10 protein-coding genes and 1 tRNA gene are annotated in these 18,639 nt (G+C 34.8%); 6 read left to right on the top strand and 5 right to left on the bottom strand.

The window, feature by feature from the left end; translation table 11 throughout:
• Window positions 1-3 precede the first annotated feature (3 nt).
• From HPY79_08810 to HPY79_08790, 5 genes are all read left to right on the top strand, one after another.
• Window positions 4-2,649: a cadherin-like beta sandwich domain-containing protein gene (locus HPY79_08810; GenBank protein ID NSW45897.1), complete on the top strand. Its 2,646-nt coding sequence runs from the start codon at window positions 4-6 to the stop codon at window positions 2,647-2,649.
• On the top strand, window positions 2,646-4,544 hold the full coding sequence (locus HPY79_08805) for an alkaline phosphatase D family protein (GenBank protein ID NSW45896.1): 1,899 nt from the start codon (window positions 2,646-2,648) through the stop codon (window positions 4,542-4,544). Before HPY79_08810 ends, HPY79_08805 begins: the two co-directional genes overlap by 4 nt.
• A gap of 1 nt (window position 4,545) precedes the next feature.
• Entirely contained in the window at window positions 4,546-6,708 is a 2,163-nt protein-coding gene (locus HPY79_08800) for a gliding motility-associated C-terminal domain-containing protein (GenBank protein ID NSW45895.1), read from the top strand.
• Window positions 6,709-6,719: 11 nt separating this feature from the next.
• The gene (locus tag HPY79_08795; protein ID NSW45894.1) at window positions 6,720-7,613 is read left to right on the top strand and encodes a PorP/SprF family type IX secretion system membrane protein; all 894 of its coding nucleotides are present in this window, start codon (window positions 6,720-6,722) and stop codon (window positions 7,611-7,613) included.
• A gap of 421 nt (window positions 7,614-8,034) precedes the next feature.
• Window positions 8,035-9,249 (top strand): CehA/McbA family metallohydrolase, encoded by a 1,215-nt coding sequence (locus HPY79_08790; protein ID NSW45893.1) that lies wholly within the window; start codon window positions 8,035-8,037, stop codon window positions 9,247-9,249.
• 29 nt (window positions 9,250-9,278) lie between these two features.
• Here the strand turns inward: HPY79_08790 and HPY79_08785 are convergent, their stop codons facing one another.
• The 4 genes from HPY79_08785 to HPY79_08770 all read right to left on the bottom strand — a co-directional run bounded on the left by HPY79_08785 (window position 9,279) and on the right by HPY79_08770 (window position 18,013).
• Window positions 9,279-10,583 carry a fibronectin type III domain-containing protein gene (locus HPY79_08785; protein ID NSW45892.1) on the bottom strand — a complete coding sequence of 435 codons (1,305 nt, stop codon included), beginning with the start codon at window positions 10,581-10,583 and terminating at the stop codon, window positions 9,279-9,281.
• A 192-nt stretch (window positions 10,584-10,775) separates the two neighbouring features.
• Window positions 10,776-11,825: an endonuclease/exonuclease/phosphatase family protein gene (locus tag HPY79_08780; protein ID NSW45891.1), complete on the bottom strand. Its 1,050-nt coding sequence runs from the start codon at window positions 11,823-11,825 to the stop codon at window positions 10,776-10,778.
• Window positions 11,826-11,863: 38 nt separating this feature from the next.
• On the bottom strand, window positions 11,864-13,747 hold the full coding sequence (locus HPY79_08775; protein ID NSW45890.1) for a TonB-dependent receptor: 1,884 nt from the start codon (window positions 13,745-13,747) through the stop codon (window positions 11,864-11,866).
• Window positions 13,748-14,272: 525 nt separating this feature from the next.
• Window positions 14,273-18,013 (bottom strand): proprotein convertase P-domain-containing protein, encoded by a 3,741-nt coding sequence (locus HPY79_08770; protein NSW45889.1) that lies wholly within the window; start codon window positions 18,011-18,013, stop codon window positions 14,273-14,275.
• An 81-nt stretch (window positions 18,014-18,094) separates the two neighbouring features.
• On the opposite strand from HPY79_08770, the gene HPY79_08765 reads away from it, so the two are divergent.
• Window positions 18,095-18,172 (top strand) — tRNA-Val (locus tag HPY79_08765).
• Between the two features lie 90 nt (window positions 18,173-18,262).
• Here the strand turns inward: HPY79_08765 and HPY79_08760 are convergent.
• Window positions 18,263-18,639: gliding motility-associated C-terminal domain-containing protein (locus HPY79_08760; GenBank protein ID NSW45888.1), on the bottom strand; the 377-nt coding region annotated here is incomplete at its 5' end.

Genomic DNA, 18,639 nt, shown 5'->3' with positions numbered 1-18,639 from the left:
ATTATGAGAACCCTTATTAGTATTTTATTTGCCATTCAAATATTAACATCTTTTGCAGGAACCAGATATTATCGTGCATCATTTCGCGACGATCCCTCAACTAGTATTGTTATAGGCTGGTGCGATGATGGCACAAGTACCAATGCTACCGTATATTATGGAACCACCGATTATGGAACAAACTACAACTCATATCCATTTACAAAGTCTATCGATAGAACCATCAGCCATCGTGGCATGAATAATCGTTTTGCTCGTATTACCAACCTTCAACCCAATACCTATTATTACTTTGTAATTAAAGACGATCAGGGAGTTAGTCAACGTATGATATTCAAAACCCTTTCGAATGACCCTAATGTTCCCATTTTATTTATTTCGGGTGGCGATACACGTACCGGAGTTCCTATTGTAGAATTCGAAACCAGCGAATGCCGTCCACGTCGTCAGCGTGGTAATCAGTTAGTTGCCAAAATACGCCCCGATTTTGTAGCATTTAGTGGCGATTATGTACTTACAAACTCTACCAACTCCCTTTGGGAAGACTGGTTTACCGATTGGCAATTAACATTGGGCACTAATAAATTATTGATTCCTATTGTACCGGTTTTTGGTAATCATGAATTATCGGAAGATATTGAAAAATTTTTTGATATACCTAATGTAAATGCTTATTTTGCTTTAAGTTTTGGAGGCAATTTACTTCGCATATATAATCTTAATTCTGAAATTGATTGTGATGCTACACAATTAAACTGGCTCACCAACGATTTACAATTATATTCAACCTCTAATAATACCCCCTATTGGAAGGCCGTTCAATATCATATTCCTTTGGTACCTCATGGCGAATACTCACCCACTTCAACACTTATTAGCTGTTGGGCACCTTTATTTCAACAATATAAAGTGAGATTAGCAATGGAAGGACACACCCACGTTCAAAAAGTAACGTGGCCTGTTATTCCGTCGAATGCATCGGGTAGCGATAATGGCTTTATTCGAAATGATACTGCCGGCACTGTATTCTTTGGCGAAGGGTGTTGGGGGGCTCCTTTACGCAACTTATATACTTACTATAATGCTAATCAAGCCTTTAATTGGACTAGAAACCAAGGAAAATTTGCCGGTTTTGGCGTAATAAAGGTTACCAAGCAAAAAATTCAAATTCAAGTTGTAAAATTTAACGATGCCTCCGATGCTGCAAATGTTCAACAGGTTCCTCTAAATGCTCCCCCTGCCACACTTCCATCGGGATTGGTATATTGGACACCTTCAAATGGTCAAATTATAGAAATTACAGATAACTTAAATTTAAGCAGCAATGCTCTACTAAACTCCATAAATGTTAATAATGGTAGCTTAAACCCAGCATTTAATGCCAATACTTTTAACTATACCGTTCAACTACCTTATAATACTACAACTATTCCAACCGTTACAGCAGTTCCACAACATCAGGGGGCAACGGTTTATATTACCCAAGCTACAAATTTACAAGGAAATCAAAACGAACGTACAACTAAAATTAAAGTTATTGCCGAAAATGGTGTTAATGAAGCAAACTACAATGTTGAATTTGTTTTATCCAATCAACCTAATGCCTTTTTATCCAACTTAACGGTAAGTCAGGGAACACTCACTCCTCCGTTTGATGCACAAGTTTTTAATTACAGTGTAACGTTACCATATGGTACCACAACGGTTCCAACTGTTTCGGCTACTCCACAAGACCCACAAGCCACTGTTCAAATAACACAAGCGACGTCGGTAAATGGAACAGCAACGGTAATCGTTACCTCTTCTGATCAAAGTGCTCAAAATACTTATAGTGTAACTTTTTCAGTAGCTCCTGGTTCAGCAAAAGAAATTGTCGCTTTTAACATACCTGGTCAAATTGGAAATACCGTTATCAATCAACAAACTCTTCATATAACTGTAAACATGCCAATGGGCACTAATGTAACCTCTCTTACGCCAACGATAACCATAACGGGTGTTAGTGTAAGTCCGGCATCGGGAGTCGCTCAGGATTTTACAAACCCAGTAAACTATACGGTTACTGCTGCCGACAATTCAACCTGTACTTACACCGCTGAGGTAATATTAAATTCTACGAACAACGATGCAACCCTAAGTTCTTTATCTGTTAATCCCGGTTCTTTAGCTCCATCGTTTTCGCCATCAACAACCAATTATACGGTTGAACTTCCTCAGGGCACAACAAGTGTCGAAATTTTTGCACAACCCAATGACCCAGCAGCTACTGTAACTATTTATCCTCCTACAAATTTATATGGTAACATGTCTCAACGAACGGGTATAGTTTTAGTAAAAGCCACCGACCAAGTAACCACTAAAATATATTCTATTCTCTTCAATGTATCAAATGATATATCTATCAACAATTTAGATCATGATGTTAAAGTTTATCCTAATCCTGCAAAAAACAAAATTAAAATTGAATTTGATATTCCAACCACATCTACCCTACAATTGTATAATGGTTTGGGACATTTACTGAAAGAAACAAAATCGATAAATGAAAAATACCACGAAATAGACCTTAGCTCATTACCCTCTGGCAGTTATATACTATTTATTCAGAAAAACAACATTATAACCAGACATAAATTTCAAAAATTATGAAATTATTTATTGCAATATTAATAATATTGCCACTTTGCATGTTATCGCAAAACCATCGAGAATATAAATTTAAAAATCGTTTAAGTTTTTCTTTAGATCCGGCTTATGCACCTTTTTATCACGGTGTAGCATCGGGCGACCCCCTTGATACTGCCGTAATCATATGGACCCGCGTAACTCCATCAGGACAAGTAGATAGCATATTAGTAGAATGGCAAATGGCATTGGATACCAATTTTACACAAATTGTAAAATTTGGACAAAAATGGACCCGTGCTAATCGCGATTTTACAGTAAAAATTGATGTAGGGGGCTTATCACCCAACACATGGTATTTTTATCGTTTTAAAGCATTTAATTTATACTCAATTATTGGAAGAACTAAAACATTACCCGCTGAATCCAGCTCGTTTGACAATTTTCGAATAGCATTTATCGGAGGCACTAACTACAATAATGGATATTACAACGCCCTTAATACATTAACCATGAAAAACAATATTGACCTAATTATTCACAATGGCGACTATATTTACGAATACGAAACCAATCATTATGGAACACACCCCGATAGAGAACTATCTCCCAACTGGGAATGTATTACACTCGAAGATTATCGTATGCGTTATGCTCATTATCGTCTCGACCCCGATATGCGTTTAGCTCATCAACAATACCCATGGATTGTAACATATGACGATCACGAAACAGCTAACAATAGTTGGAAAGATGGTGCTGAAAACCATCAAACTAATGAAGGAAATTGGATAGATAGAAAACACGCAGGTCAACAAGCTTTTTATGAATGGATACCGATTCGCGAAATAAACGACCCGCAAAACCCTGACAATAAAATTCACCGCCTATTTAAAATCGGGAAACTTGCTCGTTTATTCTGCCTCGACACAAGGTTAGAAGGTCGCGATGACCCTAACGGGCTTGGTATAGACGATCCTAATAAAACTATTCTTGGAACCAAGCAATATAATTGGCTTACAAACGAATTATACAAATCGCAATACACCGATACTTGTACATGGAAAATATTAGTTAATCAAGTAATGATTAGTCCACTTTTAATCGCCGGACAAGTAGTAAATAAAGATCAATGGGATGGCTATCGATACGAGCGTCAACGTCTTTTAAATTATCTTTATGGATGGAATATAAAAAATACGGTTGTTACTACCGGTGATATTCATACTTCGTGGGCTTGTGATGTACCCAATCAAACCATTGGTCAATATGGTCCTAACGGACAAGGAGTAGGCACTGTAGAATTTGTATCACCAAGTATTACCTCACCCTCTATTTCATTTGGTGGTGGTATTGGAGCCTCAGCTATTTATGCTTCTAATGCTCATATTCGTTGGGTAGATTTAGAACATCGAGGTTATTATATTTTAGACATCCGACCCAATAAGGTTCAAGCCGACTGGTTTTTTGTTGATGATATTAATAATTATGGAGGCACAAACGAATATAATGCCCAATCGTGGTATGTATTACTTAACGAGAATTTTATTCGTCAATCTTCGGTTTTTGCCTTACCTATTCATTCAAATCCGCCATTTGCACCTTTTTTACCTATTCAAACTTCTGTAGCACATTTAACCCATAATTACTCCAACGACTTGGTTTTATTATCACTTGCTCCAAACCCATTTAAACAAATCATAAATTTACAATTATATTCTAAAAATATTGAGGATGCTCAACTAGAACTCATCGACATAAATGGGAAAGTTGTTTTTAATAAAAAAGTTATATTAGGATTGCACGATTTAGAATATTTACAATTGATGATTCCGGAAAATTTAGCACCAGGGACTTATAATTTATTTATCAATACTAATAAAAACATAATTAGTAGAACTCTAATTAAATATGAATAATATGAAAAACATTTTATCTTTATTATTAAGTTTTATTTTGATAGATGTTGTTTATGCTCAAACGCATTTCACTATTCAACAAAGTACTGGCTGCAATACCCTCCAATTGAATATTCAGAACAATCATCCTTCAAATAATTTTTCGCCTAATCCGTTTTTAACCACCGGATTTAGTTATCAATGGAATTTTGGCAACGGACAAACGTCAACTCTTGAAAACCCGACTGCAAATTATTCTCAACCTGGCACCTATACGATACACTACGATTGTACCATCGACACAGTAGGTTTTTATCTTACAGGCATACTTGTTACGCAAGTAAACTGCAACGATCCCTTCGGTGGAGCACAAGATCCATATATTATTATCAAAGATGTTAACGATAATACCGTTTTTACAACAGAAAGCAATTACATAAACGATCAAAACCCACCTTATTCATGGGGATTTAATATTCAACTCAATAACCCACCCTATTTTCTTTGGGTTTGGGACTACGATTCAATGGATGGCAATGATAATTGTGTAGATGACTCCGAAAACCAGCCAGGTGTGGCTACCGTAATAACCTTACCCGCCAATAACAGCAGTACTTTTGGTAATACTACACTTCACTATGTAAACGGAGGACTTATTTTTGATGCATATTTTTATAAACCGGTTACAACCTATCACGATAGTGCCACCGTTACGGTTTACCAGTCGCCCAATGCTCCTATTATTAGTCCCAATAATTTGAGCTATTGTTTAGGCGAACAAGCTCAAAATATAACAGCTACTGGCAATACAAATTCAATCATTCGCTGGTACACCGATAGTCTTTTAACCAATGTTTTTGCAGTAGGAAACAGCATTTCGCCCAATACCTCGCAAGAAGGTGTTTTTAGCTATTATGTTGTTCAAACCGACAATATTACCGGCTGTGAAAGCAATCCATCAATAGCACAATATTCGGTATCGCGTTTAGCTTCTCCTATTATTCAGCAAAACAATATTACGGTATGTACCGGGCAAGTTTTACAACCCATTGTCGCTCAAGGTACATATCCCCTATTTTGGTATGCTGATCAAAACTTAACAACTCTTGTTAATCAAGGCGATACATTATACCTACAAGAGCAACTACCAGGGACCTATCAGTATTATATTGTACAAAAAGATACAACTCGTGGATGCATAAGCACACCAACCATTTTAACTGTTAATTACATACAAGGCATAGAAATTCAGTCAACGGTTAACCATGTAAGTTGTTTTGGTGGTAACAATGGTTCCATTGAAGTAACCATTACACAGGGTACTGCACCTTTTACTCATTTTTGGTTGCATGGACCTACAGAATTAAACTTACAAAACCTCGAAGCCAATGAATATGTCTTAACCGTCATGGATCAAAATCAATGTTTACGAATGTTTTCTATTTTTGTAAACCAACCCGATTCTATTCATGTGGAAGCAAGCATAACCAATGTTTCATGTTATGGTAATGCCGATGGTGCTATTGAATTAAACGTTACAGGTGGAACTTTGCCTTATAATTATCAGTGGAATAATGGTTCTACCAATCATTCTATAAATCAGCTTCAAGCAAATACTTACACTATAACTATTACAGACCAACATCAATGCACCAAACTACAAACATATAATATACAACAGCCCGACTCATTGGTTACATTAGCCATTATAAATAAAGAGACCTGCAATGGCAAAAATGATGGTTCTATTGTATTGCGTACATGGGGCGGAACACCACCTTATAGTTTACTTTGGTCGAACCAAAAAACCGATACCTTAATAAGTAATTTGCACTTAGGACAATATCAAGTTACTATTACAGATAATCATAATTGCAGCAAAGTTGAAAACATACAATTAGAATCTATCTATGATTTTTGCCTCGATATTCCCAATGTTTTCACTCCCAATGCGGATGGTATAAACGACACGTGGGAAATAAAATTTATTGAAATGTATAACAACCCAACGGTTATTGTTTTTGATAACAGTGGAAAAAAACTTTACGAAAATACAGGTGTTTATGAACCATGGGATGGAACTCTCAATGGCAAAAAATTACCTATGGGCTCCTATTTTTATATCATCGATTTAAAACTAAGCGATAAAGAACCTTTTAGCGGAACCTTAGATATTATTTATTAAAACAAACTATTATGAACAAGATATTTTTAGCCATAACCTTATTGGCAGCATTAAATGTAAACGGTCAAAATATTATGCCCAACCGTTTCTATACAAACAATTATTCTATTATAAACCCATCGTGCATTTATCTTTACGAATATACTTCTATACATTTATTTACGCATCAGCAATGGATAAATGTAAAAAATCACCCTTATACTCAAGGAATTGTTGCTAACGGAACCAATCAACAAGCCGGCTGGGGAGTCAGTTTGTTGAATAACCGTTGGGGGAATATGAATAATTTTTCGTTACGTTTAAATTATGCATATCGTGCTAAATTAAACGATGAGCTTAACTTTGCTGCCGGATTAGGCCTCAGCATCAATCAATTTTCATTAAACCAAACCAATTATACACCTACCGATGTTAACGACCCTGCATTGTCGTATTCTAAAGAAAGTTCAATTGTTCCTAATTTTAATACCGGTGTAGTTTTATATAATAGCGTTGCTCATATTGGATTAAGTGTTTTAAATGTACTGCAAAATAATTACAAACTTACTTTAAACGACGATGAACAAAATAAAATATCGCGATACTTTACTTTACATGGCACATACAGAATTAAAGTTTCGGACAATATAGAGATTCAACCTTCAATTTTATTTTCAAAAAACTCATATCAAAAAGTATATATCGATTTTAGTACAACCGCCATATACGACGAAAAATATTCTTTAGGCATATCGTATGCATCATATAAAGAATTTGGCATTTCAGCCGGAATCATTTATCAACCGTTTTCTTTTTCATACAGTTATGGTTTTAATAGCTTTTTAAAAATGTATGTTCCTAGTTCTTATCACGAAATATCATTAGGTTATCGTTTTAAAGCACCTTCATCGCAAAAATTACTTTAATAAATTGAAGTTACCTACAAAAAATAATCGAATTAAAGATCATTCTGAACCTATCGAATTTCCCGTCATTTTGAGCGTTTTGAATGGCTGGTCTTTCTGAGCTTGTCGTACTCCTCGTCATTCTGAGCTTGACGAAGAATGACCCCAATGCTCATTTAGTTTTGCGTATGATTATACCTCGACAGGCTCGGTACGACGGTGGGTGTAGGATTATTTGAATTACTTATTTTTAATCTAAAAATATTACTATTTTGATTCGTCTGGTTGAATTTGTTTATTCATGGTACTTGGGTTTTTACAATAGTTCTAAAATTGCTTACCAATAATATTAACTTAATATTGATGGTTAATTCTTAATAATCTCTTTAAGATAGAATAACATACTGTTAATAAAACACTTATACTTTTAGAAAAAAAAAAGATGAAGACAAAATTATTTTTCGTTTTAATTTTTACAACCTTTCAATTATTAGTTAATGGACAAGGGCGATATTACAAAGCCCAAATGCACTGCCATACAACAAACAGTGATGGTGGATATAGTCCGGTTGACTTGGTAAATAAATATAAAGATAAGGGATACGAAATAATGTTCATTACCGATCATAATTTCTTAACCGATAGCGTATATGTGCCTGGTGTATTATGTATTCCAAGCGAAGAGATAACATTTAAACGACACATGAACGGATTTTTCTTATCGAAAAATATTATGCCCGACGAAAATTTTACCTGCCAACAAGCCATCGATTCGGTTATTGCTCAAGGCGGGCTTATTCAGCTAAACCATTATTTCCCAGGTCCATTTACCGACGATAATTGGGAAGTAGGTGCTCCAGAAATTATCTCTTTTCAAAACGGACCCCATATGCTCGAAATTTGGAATACCGGCACCGAAACCGTTCAAACACACGACGATAAAAGCATTTGGGACGCCGTACTTACAGCCGGTAAAGTGGTATGGGGAAGTGCTACCGACGATTTTCATCCATCCGTTAGTGAAGCCTTAGAGTTTAACAAGGGATGGAATATGATATGGTTAGATACACTTACCAAAGAAGCGGTATATAATGCTTTACTCAATGGAAAATTCTATGCTTCTACTGGGGTAGAAATTACAGAATACCAAGTTAACGACTATGGAACCTACAAAAGTATTAACATTTCATCGTCGAATGCTAACAAAATTAAATTTTGGGGTCCAGGTCATCAGGTTTTACAAGAAGTTAACGGATCATCGGCATCGTTTATTTTACAAAGCCACTCATATGTAAGAATTGAGCTTATTAACGAAGGCATATTGGGCATGAGCAATACGTATGCATGGACACAACCCGTATTTCTTAATAATCCGTTGCATATGGCAGACAATAAAAACGATATTCCGTACATTCAACTCTATCCTAACCCCAACTACGGCATGGCAACCATCGACATTAAATCGCGGCAGGCTGGAAATCTAAAACTCGATATATTAACACTCGAAGGAAAATTTATTACAAACGTAGCTAACGAATACATCGACAAAAATAATTATCAATTTTTATTCGATATTAGCCCCATGCCAAGCGGTTTTTATTTATTAAAAGTTGAATTTAATGATGTATCGAAAACATTGATTTTCGAAAAAATTTAGCAAAAATAAGCATGTAACATATCATAAAACTATTTGCAAGAAGTTGTTTTAATATCTTTTTCATTACTATTATCACTAATTCCACAGGCATTTCCTGCTCTAACTCTATAAAAATATACTGTCCAGCATTCTAATCCTGTTACATTATATGATGTAACATTCCCAACATTTAAATTGTTGTATCCAGCGACAAAAGTACTAAAATCATCTGTGCTAACATCTAAATAATAGGTAGTTGCGTTAGATACTGAAGACCAATTTGCAGTAAATGAATAATCTGCTACATTTGAAGCGGCTTGAGCAACAGGTGCATTAGGAATAGTATTTACAGTAATTGCTAATGTTTGTGTTGTACTATTTCCACATCCATTACTTGCAAAAACACTCACACTCCCTGACGAGGTTCCAACAGTTACATTAATAGACGTCGTCCCTTGCCCACTATTGATTGTCCATCCTGAGGGGACTGTCCACGTATAGCTTGTTGCACCTGATACTGGTGATATACTATAGTTTTGCGTTGTACCAGCACACACATTAGTATTTCCACTTATAGCGCCAATTGTAGGTGGAGCAGTTAAAACTTCGTACCACATAGAACCATTCCAATAGTTTATTTTATTTGATGTCGTATTATACAACAATAGTCCCCGAACGGGTGATAATGCGTTTCTTTGTGCCTCAGATAATCTAGGTATTAATAAACCCTTATTCGATGATTTAATTTCTAAGATAGCACTTTGATCGGGCAATGATAATGTTTCACTTATAGAAAGTCCTATTTGTGATAATGACCCTGTTCCAGTTGTATTAGTAATAAAACTTTGACATGGACTAATCCAAGAAGAGCCATTATAATAATTTAATTTATTGGTTGAAGTATTATATATTATTAAACCCTGCGCAGGAGTTGAAATTGAACCAGTAGTTGTTCTTGGTAATAAAACTCCTCTTGTTGTTGATTTAACATCTAAGATTGCAGAATTACTTGGACTAGAACCATCTTCATTAATAGCTACTCCACCACCCAATGAGAGTGTTCCTGTTGAACTTCCTACTGAAATACTTTCTAAAACATACCATCCATTATTTGTGTATATGTTCAACATATTATTATCAGTATTGTAGATAATTAAACCAGAAGCAGGTGTTTTTATTGCATTCCTTTGGCTAGTAGTCATACGTGGTATTAACATTCCATGCTGAGTACTACTTACATCGAGCATTGATGAAGAATTAGGATTATTTCCTGAAGTATTTATTGAAACTTGTGAAAACAATTGTGAAATAAAAAAAATATAACACAATGAAAAATATAATAATCTAATTTTCATATAGTTAAAATTAATAATTAAATATTTAAATTATCGACACAAATATATTACTTTTAGACAATTCTCAAAACTAATTAATAATATTCTTTTAAATTTTCTATATTTTATATGCCTATTAATCTGATAATTTATTTTAATCTCTTAAGATTAAAATATTATTAACAATAATGATCTTGTTATATACTGATACATCTACTTAAGCACTACCGAAAAGGCAATAGGATTATGGTCAGAAAACTTAAAATCTAAATCAATTACTTTATAGTTTATGATATCTAAATTATTTGAACATAAAATATAATCTAACGTTGTAACAGGTGTTTTGTGTTTAATATAAGGCATATTGGCTTTTCTATTAGTTGGCACTAAGGTATCAGAATAAAAAGTTGCATTTTTAAATTCATAAGTATTGGGTTCGGTATAAAAGTATTTAAATTTAACCTTATTAGAGAAGTGAAATTGAGGTGGATTGATGTTCCAATCGCCGGCAACCATTAAGTAATGATTATTTTTTAGAATAGCGGAGACAAGTGTTTGCAACATGCTTAACTCCTTTGACCTTGCTTCGACGGCATCGTCAAATGCCGATAGATGAACGTTTACAACAAACAAGTATTTCCCTTTTCGGGTTTTAAAAGCATGAATCAATATACCGCGATCGAGAAAAAATACTTGTTTAGGCCATGAATAGGTTTCGCCCAAATACACCTTCAAGGACCATACTGGTTTTGTTTTTGAAAAAGTTACCAAACCGGCCGATACTTTTCCCATAGGATTATGCAACGGAAAAGCAACAAACGAAACCTGATAATTGATGAGCGAATCGGCATATTGTTTACTTTGAAGAACTTGGGCAATCTGTTGTTTTTGATTTATGTAATAAGAACGTTTGGAATCGAAATCAACTTCCTGTAATAGGTATATATCATTTTTCTGGTCCATAGAAGCTAAAAAATGTAAAATAGAATCGAAACATTGTTTGTAATAATCATACGAAGGACGCACCATAGTACCACCATCGTAAAAAAAATCCATTTCTTTGCCCATACCGGCATAACCAATGTTCCACGAAAGCAAATGTAACGTATCTTTCTCCATAACATCGTTGTCAGTTATTCGGGTATAACGATTTTGGGGCTTGTAATCGTTAAGCGTATTAAGCAATATTACCCCAATAAAATAAGCAATAAACAAAACAACAATTACAGCTAATAATCGTAACGAAGATTTAAAAAGTGTCATGAAAGCTTTAAATTTCTTGTAAAATTACGATATTGGGGTTAAAAATAAAAATTTAAACCGGCTTTATAATATATTTTAGGTTCAATAATCATAAGTGCATCATCTAATAATTCGAGTTCTTGTTTCAACATATTATCTACGTTTAAGAAAATGCCTACGGTTTGTTTGTATTTTAATCGAACACCACCCGATAATAATTGATAATCTTTTAATTCGGTAAGTAACCCGCTTGCGTCGTCGAATGAGCTTCCTGCTGCTGGTTTCCAGTTCCATGCCTTACGACCCCATACTTGCTTGTACAAGAAATTTATATTAACCACTAAATGGTCATTTATTTTTTGTTCGAATGTAATTTTTGAATTCAATGAGCTTCCGGGAATATAAGCCAACTGACGTATATTTTGATTGAAAGAATAGATAGAATTGCTGTATCCTAATTGAAACGAAACGTTATTAAACGTAAAGATGCCACTTATTTCGTATCCATGAATGACGGTATTTTGTATATTCTGTCGCATCCATACATATTTGGTTGTATCTACATCCCATTTGCCTTGTAAAACAGGTATAATCATATCTTGTATCATATTGTAGTAATATTTGCCTTGAATACTCAAGTATTTAATAGGAATAAACTCACCGGCCAAAGTCAATGTGGTACTATATTCGGGTTTTAAGTCAGGATTCCCAAAACGCAGGGCACTACCGCTATGTCCAAATGCTAACTCATATTTATCTTGTACGGTTGGATAACGAAAACCACGCCCAATCGATGTTTTTATGGCAAAGAAAGATGAATCGGGACGATACATTAACGACCATTTGGGCGAAAATACCGCTTTATATTCTTCGGGATAATCCATTCTAACCGATAAGGTAGAATACCATGCTTTTCCATATTTTGAATCACTGGTTATATAAGCTCCAACCATTTGTTGATGATTTTTCGTTACTTTTTCGCGTTGAAATATGATATATCTAAAATCACCCCCAAAAAATAAAGCATGTTGGTCGTTTATAATTAGCTTATTATTTAATTCGGGTTGTATCAATTGATTTAGTTCAGACGACAACTGTGCTTCCCAGTGCGAATAATTAACATTAAACTTTTGGTCAAGTTTTTTTAAACGTAAACTATATCCTATACTGGGCATATATAAATGTGCATATTTATCTACACCATCATTCCATTCCATACGGTTGTTAAAAATATTGAGCATCGAATGTATTGTAAATGTATTTGAAAGATTATACATTAAATTATTAAGTATGTATTGACGCGAATAACCCATAAAATTTTTTCTGTTGGTAGGTTTTGTTATATCTATTCCATTTGATTTTTCCCACCCCATGCACGATGAAATACCAAACTTATTAACCTTTGTATTGATATAATTACTAACAAGATAATTATCATTATTACCGCCCCATGTTGTAATTTGTCCATTTGGTTTATCAGACGGCTTTTTAGTTATGATATTAATAACTCCTCCCATAGCGTCGGAGCCATATTGAGCAGAAGCAGCACCTTCGATAATCTCTATTCTATCTATCATTTCTATGGGTATGTAATCAATGTTTTGACCAGTATGGATATGTTCTGTTAATATTTTAACACCATTGAGCATACTTAGATTATAGTTTGCCGGAAATCCATTCATATTAATGGTACTACGTTTAGGATAACCCTTACCCGTTCCATTTTCTGCATTGATACCAGCTGTATTATTTAAAAGCTCACCGGGCGATACCAAAGTTAATTTTTCTATATCTCTTTTAGATATTAACTTAATGTAATCAGAAGTTTGATTTAAGCTTTTTTCATAGCGTGTAGCACTAACTACAACTTCTTTCAATTTAATCGTATCCTGAGCAGAAACCAAGGTCGATATTAGAGTAAATAAAATAACTATTTTAGACATTACATTTTTTTTCAAATGTGATGTATAGTTTTTAAATAATTGTTAATAAAACGTTAGCAAATTATTATTAAACCCAAGTAGGATAGATAAACAAAATTAATCAGGCTAAAAAAATAATAATATTTTTAGAAGAACAAACTCTACACCCACCGTCATACCGAGCCTGTCGAGGTATAACCATACGCAAAACTAAATGAGCAATGGGTTTATTCTTCAACAAGCTCAGAATGACGGGAAATTCGACAAGCTCAGAATGACGACAAAAAGGTTGGACTCGACCAAAAAAGAAGTTTTGCAAAGGTCTTATAGTAATATTTTTAGAGGAAATTAATCAATAGGAGGTGAAGTATGAGCCAAACTACTTGATTTATTTGGGATAACCCCGATTTAGTGATTGTTTCAATTCAAATACTTTTGAATTGATTACAAGCACTTTATCGTTTACGCATTGCTAATGCGTAATCTGGGTAAAACAAAAGAGGCTGGAAATTCCAGCCTCCTTTAAAATTGATAATCCTAAAATTATCAACGTTTAATGAACGTATATGTCTGCATTGGTTCATTGATGCTTTTTACGAAATATATCCCTGATGACCACTGCGAAATATCAATTTTAAGAGCAGTGGTTTCTATGTTGTTGTTTTGATATACTACTTTTCCATCTTCGCTCATAATGATAATGGTAGAATGCAAAGTTAAGCCATCAAAAAATACTTCTACAGTAGCCGGGTTGGGATATAACATAATCTGATTCGTACCGAAATCATTTATTTCATTACATGTAACGATGGTTATCGTTATTTGATCGGTAGCGGTACAACCTAAATTATCGGTTACTGTTACAGCGTATGTATAAGCACCATTTTGTAACTGATTAGCATCAACAGTAAGTGTTGACGATGTACTGCCATTAGACCAGCTATATTGTGCAAAATTGCCAGCCGATAAGGTTAATTGATCGGTATGACATATACTGGTATCAGCGCCTAATTCTACTGTTGGTAAATCAAACACATGAACATCAATAGTATCTGAATTTACACAACTATTAGCATCACTTACCATAACCATATAGGTATAAGTACCAGAGGCTGCTGGTGTAACCGTTATCGCTTGTGTGTTTTCTCCAGTTGACCAGTTATAGGTTAAATTAGCAGGAGCTGTTAGAGTAGCAGAATTCCCTAAACAGATATTTACATCAGGTCCTAAATTTACAATTGGTTTAGGATTGATGGTTACTACTACGGTATCGTCCTGAGTTCCGCAGGCATCGCTAACTTGTACCGAATAGGTACCACTTGTTGTAACCTGAATAGTAGGTGTTGTTGCTCCTGTATTCCATAAATACGAACTAAAACCATTACCGGCATCTAATGTAACTATTTGTCCTTCGCAAACAACAATATCTTGACCTAAATTAAGCATATTACTCGTTTGACCTACGTTAACTGATAGGCTATCGGTTTTTGTACATCCTTTAGCATCGGTAATAGTTAATGTATAGGTAGTATTCTGCGATGGACTTACTGTAATATCGGGTGTTGTTTGTCCATTGCTCCAACTATAACTTACAATATAATTGTTAACCTCGAGCACAAGTGTCCATTTATGTAAAACACCCACATCACTTGAAGCTAAATCACTAACTTTTAACTTCCATGTGCCCAAAGCTGGTCCGGTTAACATATTAAAATTATTTTCGGGTCTATAGCTTCCTGTAAAAGGAGCATTTGCACTAGTAATCGATGAAATTGGAGTTGTGGCTGTAGGATCGAATATGGTACCAATAAAATTATCACCGCTACTACCTCTTTGGTTGACTAAATTAATTGTACTATTATCGGGTGCTATTAAATCTATTTTCAAATCGCCTACATACGTATGTGTTAACGAATCTATAATTACTTTTTTTAATACATTGGCAGCCATTAAAGATGAACTTATGTTTGAAACCGTAATATTAGAAGTTATTCCTGTGCTATTATTGTCGGGAATACTTACTGAAGTCGAGTTTGAACTAATTAATGACACCATTCCCGTAACATTTGCTTGAGCAGTTAAGGTAGTCGATTGCCCACTACAAATCTGGGTATTACCTTGTATGCTAAGTTCAGGATTCGAAACAGTAACCGTATGCGATAAGTCATTATTAGTAGTATCGTCGTCTAAAGTAAAATAAATACGTTGTGTAAATGTATAATTACCATTTTGCGACATATCTATTGTTCCAATCATCTGGTTCATGCTTGCCTGACTTGCAAGGTTACCAGAAGTTAATTGATAAGTTAACATTTGATTTACAACGCCTGTAACTTGAACATCGATAGTAACTGGATTTACGCTAAAATCAATAGCATTTAATCCGTTGTTTTTAATGGTTACTTCAACAGACTCGGTGCCGAAGCAATTTTGTTCGATAGGACTAACGAAACTTTCTGCAACCAAATCGTAAGGTGCATAATTTTTAATCAAAATATTATCGAGATGTAAATCATAATCGTTGCTTACCGTAGTTTCGCGAAATGCTTCAAAAGCTATAGCAATACCTTGCCCATTAAACGACGATAAATTAATTTCTATGGTTTGTAAAGCGTTAGTAAAATTAGCATTTTTCCCATAAGCAGTAAGTCTTTTCCATGTTGCACCACAATCGGTTGAATATAATATTTTTAAACTATCGTTGGTTCCCATTCCATTAACATAAGCATTATTGCTATTGTAAGCAGTAACAGCAACATCAAAAGAGAGCTTGGTATATGGTCCACATAAAAATCCGGGACCTAAAATCCATTCTCGAATAGGTGAGCTATAAAAATTGACTTTAGCAGTAACATTGGTTGTACCCCCTATACCGGTTCGCGAAACCCAAGCAGATGTATTGCCTGTTGGAACAATTCCTTGAGCTTCTTTCCACCCCGGAAATACGGTTGCTAAATTAGTCCCATCGTAACCCGTAAAATCAACACTAATGGGTAAAGCAACCGTTGTATTGGTATAACTAACACTAACGGTATCATTATAAATATATTCATCGTTGGTATAACTACTATAAACCACAAATTGATAAGTTGCACCTGGTTGACCTGCATTTACGGTTTGCGTAAATGTATAAATTATAGAATCGTTGGGGTTAATCGTTCCTGTATATATTTCCTGAATAGGTGTCTGATTGTTGAATACTAAAGACAGAGGCACATTGCTAACAGGATTAATACCATTGTTTTTTACAATAACACTAACCGTCTGATTAGCATTTAAACCACAACTATTACTTGGAGAAACAAAACCACGCAATGCTACATCATAATTCATTAAGCAATTACGCTGAAAAACAATGGTGTTCATGCTGTTTAAACGTTGATAATATATTTGTTCGGCACTAGCATCACCTTTCAACATATAATTTAAGTAAGGTATCAATAATTGAGCAACAATTTCGTGTTGTTGTTCACGCGAAATGGTAGGCTGCGGATTTGTGGTTCCTTCGCCAAAACTACAGTTAAAATTATAATCGGCAAAATAACAATGTCCACCTCCCACAATTCCAATTAAAGTTTTACACGATGATGCTAAAGCGTTGTACATAGGTATCTGATGATTTGCCGGAGGAGCAACACCATCGTTTACGCCATAAAATACAACAGCAGGAACCGTAACATTGGCAGCAGCTGCAATTGCACTTGGGTTTGTTTCGGCAGCAGCAAAATTTACTAATGTAGTTAAATTAGTATTGTTGGCTGCAGCTAAAAACGAACTTCCTCTACCCATCGAATGCCCCATAATAGCACTCGTTCCTAATATGTGCTGATAAAAAAACGATGAGGAATTAGAACCTTCTGACAAAACATAATCATTCAAAAACTTTAAATCCGTACCAAATTCAGCATGACTTGGAGAAATACTTCCTTCTGTTCGAGGAAATACCATAATATAACCTTTGGTTGTTAAACTATCCCAAAGCCATTGATAAGAGTCCCACGACATTACAAAACCATGACCAAACACTAAAACCGGAAATTGACCACTGGCAAAAGGTGTATTATCACCCGCACTTGTTGCCGGATAATAAACCTCGGTTTGAATAGTTCTACTTCTTGCAGGATCTACAAAATTAAATTGTTTATGACCCACATAATAAGTTTGAGCCAATAGCCTCACAGCTAAAAAGCTAAAAGTAATTAAAATCAATGATTTTTTCATAACCATAAGAATTGAATTTTTGACAAATATAGTATATAATTTTGAATTATTTACTATATTGTTCATATTTTATTTTATATTTTTTTTTAAGAAAAATTTGGAGATATTATTTTTTACATATATCTTTGCATCCTCAAATTAAGAATTGGGAGCATAGCTCAGCTGGTTCAGAGCACCTGCCTTACAAGCAGGGGGTCATAGGTTCGAATCCTATTGCTCCCACCAATAAAAAAGGGTTTCAGACGTTTTTTAGTTTGAAGCCCTTTTTTAATTTGCACACGATTTGCTTTTATGCTTACAGCCTTATAAATTATTTTATCTTACAATTGTAACCGAACCTGTTTCTTCGTGTAACTTATCAAAACTATCTCTAAACACAGCCCTCCATGTATAGGTGCCGATTGGCACAATTTCATGGTTTTTAGCACGTCCGTCCCATTTTTCGCTACGCTCATCGAGCTTGCTGTAGGTCTTAGTGCTCCAAATAACCTCGCCCCAACGATCGTAAACCTCTAAATAAAAGCCTTCTTCTTTAATACCATGAGCTACCACATAGAAAAAGTCGTTGTTGCGGTCGCCATCGGGACTAAAGGCAGTAGGAGCATAGAACGTATATTGCTCAAGTATTTTTATGATAGCCTTGGCGGTATCGGTACAACCCTTATTGGTAACGGCTACTAACTGCGTTTCGT

Source organism: Bacteroidales bacterium, from assembly GCA_013314715.1.
Classification (GTDB): domain Bacteria; phylum Bacteroidota; class Bacteroidia; order Bacteroidales; family GWA2-32-17; genus Ch61.
The sequence above is the reverse complement of the archived record's forward strand: the minus strand, read 5'-3'. Positions and strand labels throughout refer to the sequence as shown.

Excerpts from the sequence above, each read along its gene's own strand:
- HPY79_08810 (NSW45897.1), top strand. The coding sequence starts at position 4 with ATGAGAACCCTTATTAGTATTTTATTTGCCATTCAAATATTAACATCT.
- HPY79_08805 (NSW45896.1), top strand. The coding sequence starts at position 2,646 with ATGAAATTATTTATTGCAATATTAATAATATTGCCACTTTGCATGTTA.
- HPY79_08800 (NSW45895.1), top strand. The coding sequence starts at position 4,546 with ATGAAAAACATTTTATCTTTATTATTAAGTTTTATTTTGATAGATGTT.
- HPY79_08795 (NSW45894.1), top strand. The coding sequence starts at position 6,720 with ATGAACAAGATATTTTTAGCCATAACCTTATTGGCAGCATTAAATGTA.
- HPY79_08790 (NSW45893.1), top strand. The coding sequence starts at position 8,035 with ATGAAGACAAAATTATTTTTCGTTTTAATTTTTACAACCTTTCAATTA.
- HPY79_08785 (NSW45892.1), bottom strand. The coding sequence starts at position 10,583 with ATGAAAATTAGATTATTATATTTTTCATTGTGTTATATTTTTTTTATT.
- HPY79_08780 (NSW45891.1), bottom strand. The coding sequence starts at position 11,825 with ATGACACTTTTTAAATCTTCGTTACGATTATTAGCTGTAATTGTTGTT.
- HPY79_08775 (NSW45890.1), bottom strand. The coding sequence starts at position 13,747 with ATGTCTAAAATAGTTATTTTATTTACTCTAATATCGACCTTGGTTTCT.
- HPY79_08770 (NSW45889.1), bottom strand. The coding sequence starts at position 18,013 with ATGAACAATATAGTAAATAATTCAAAATTATATACTATATTTGTCAAA.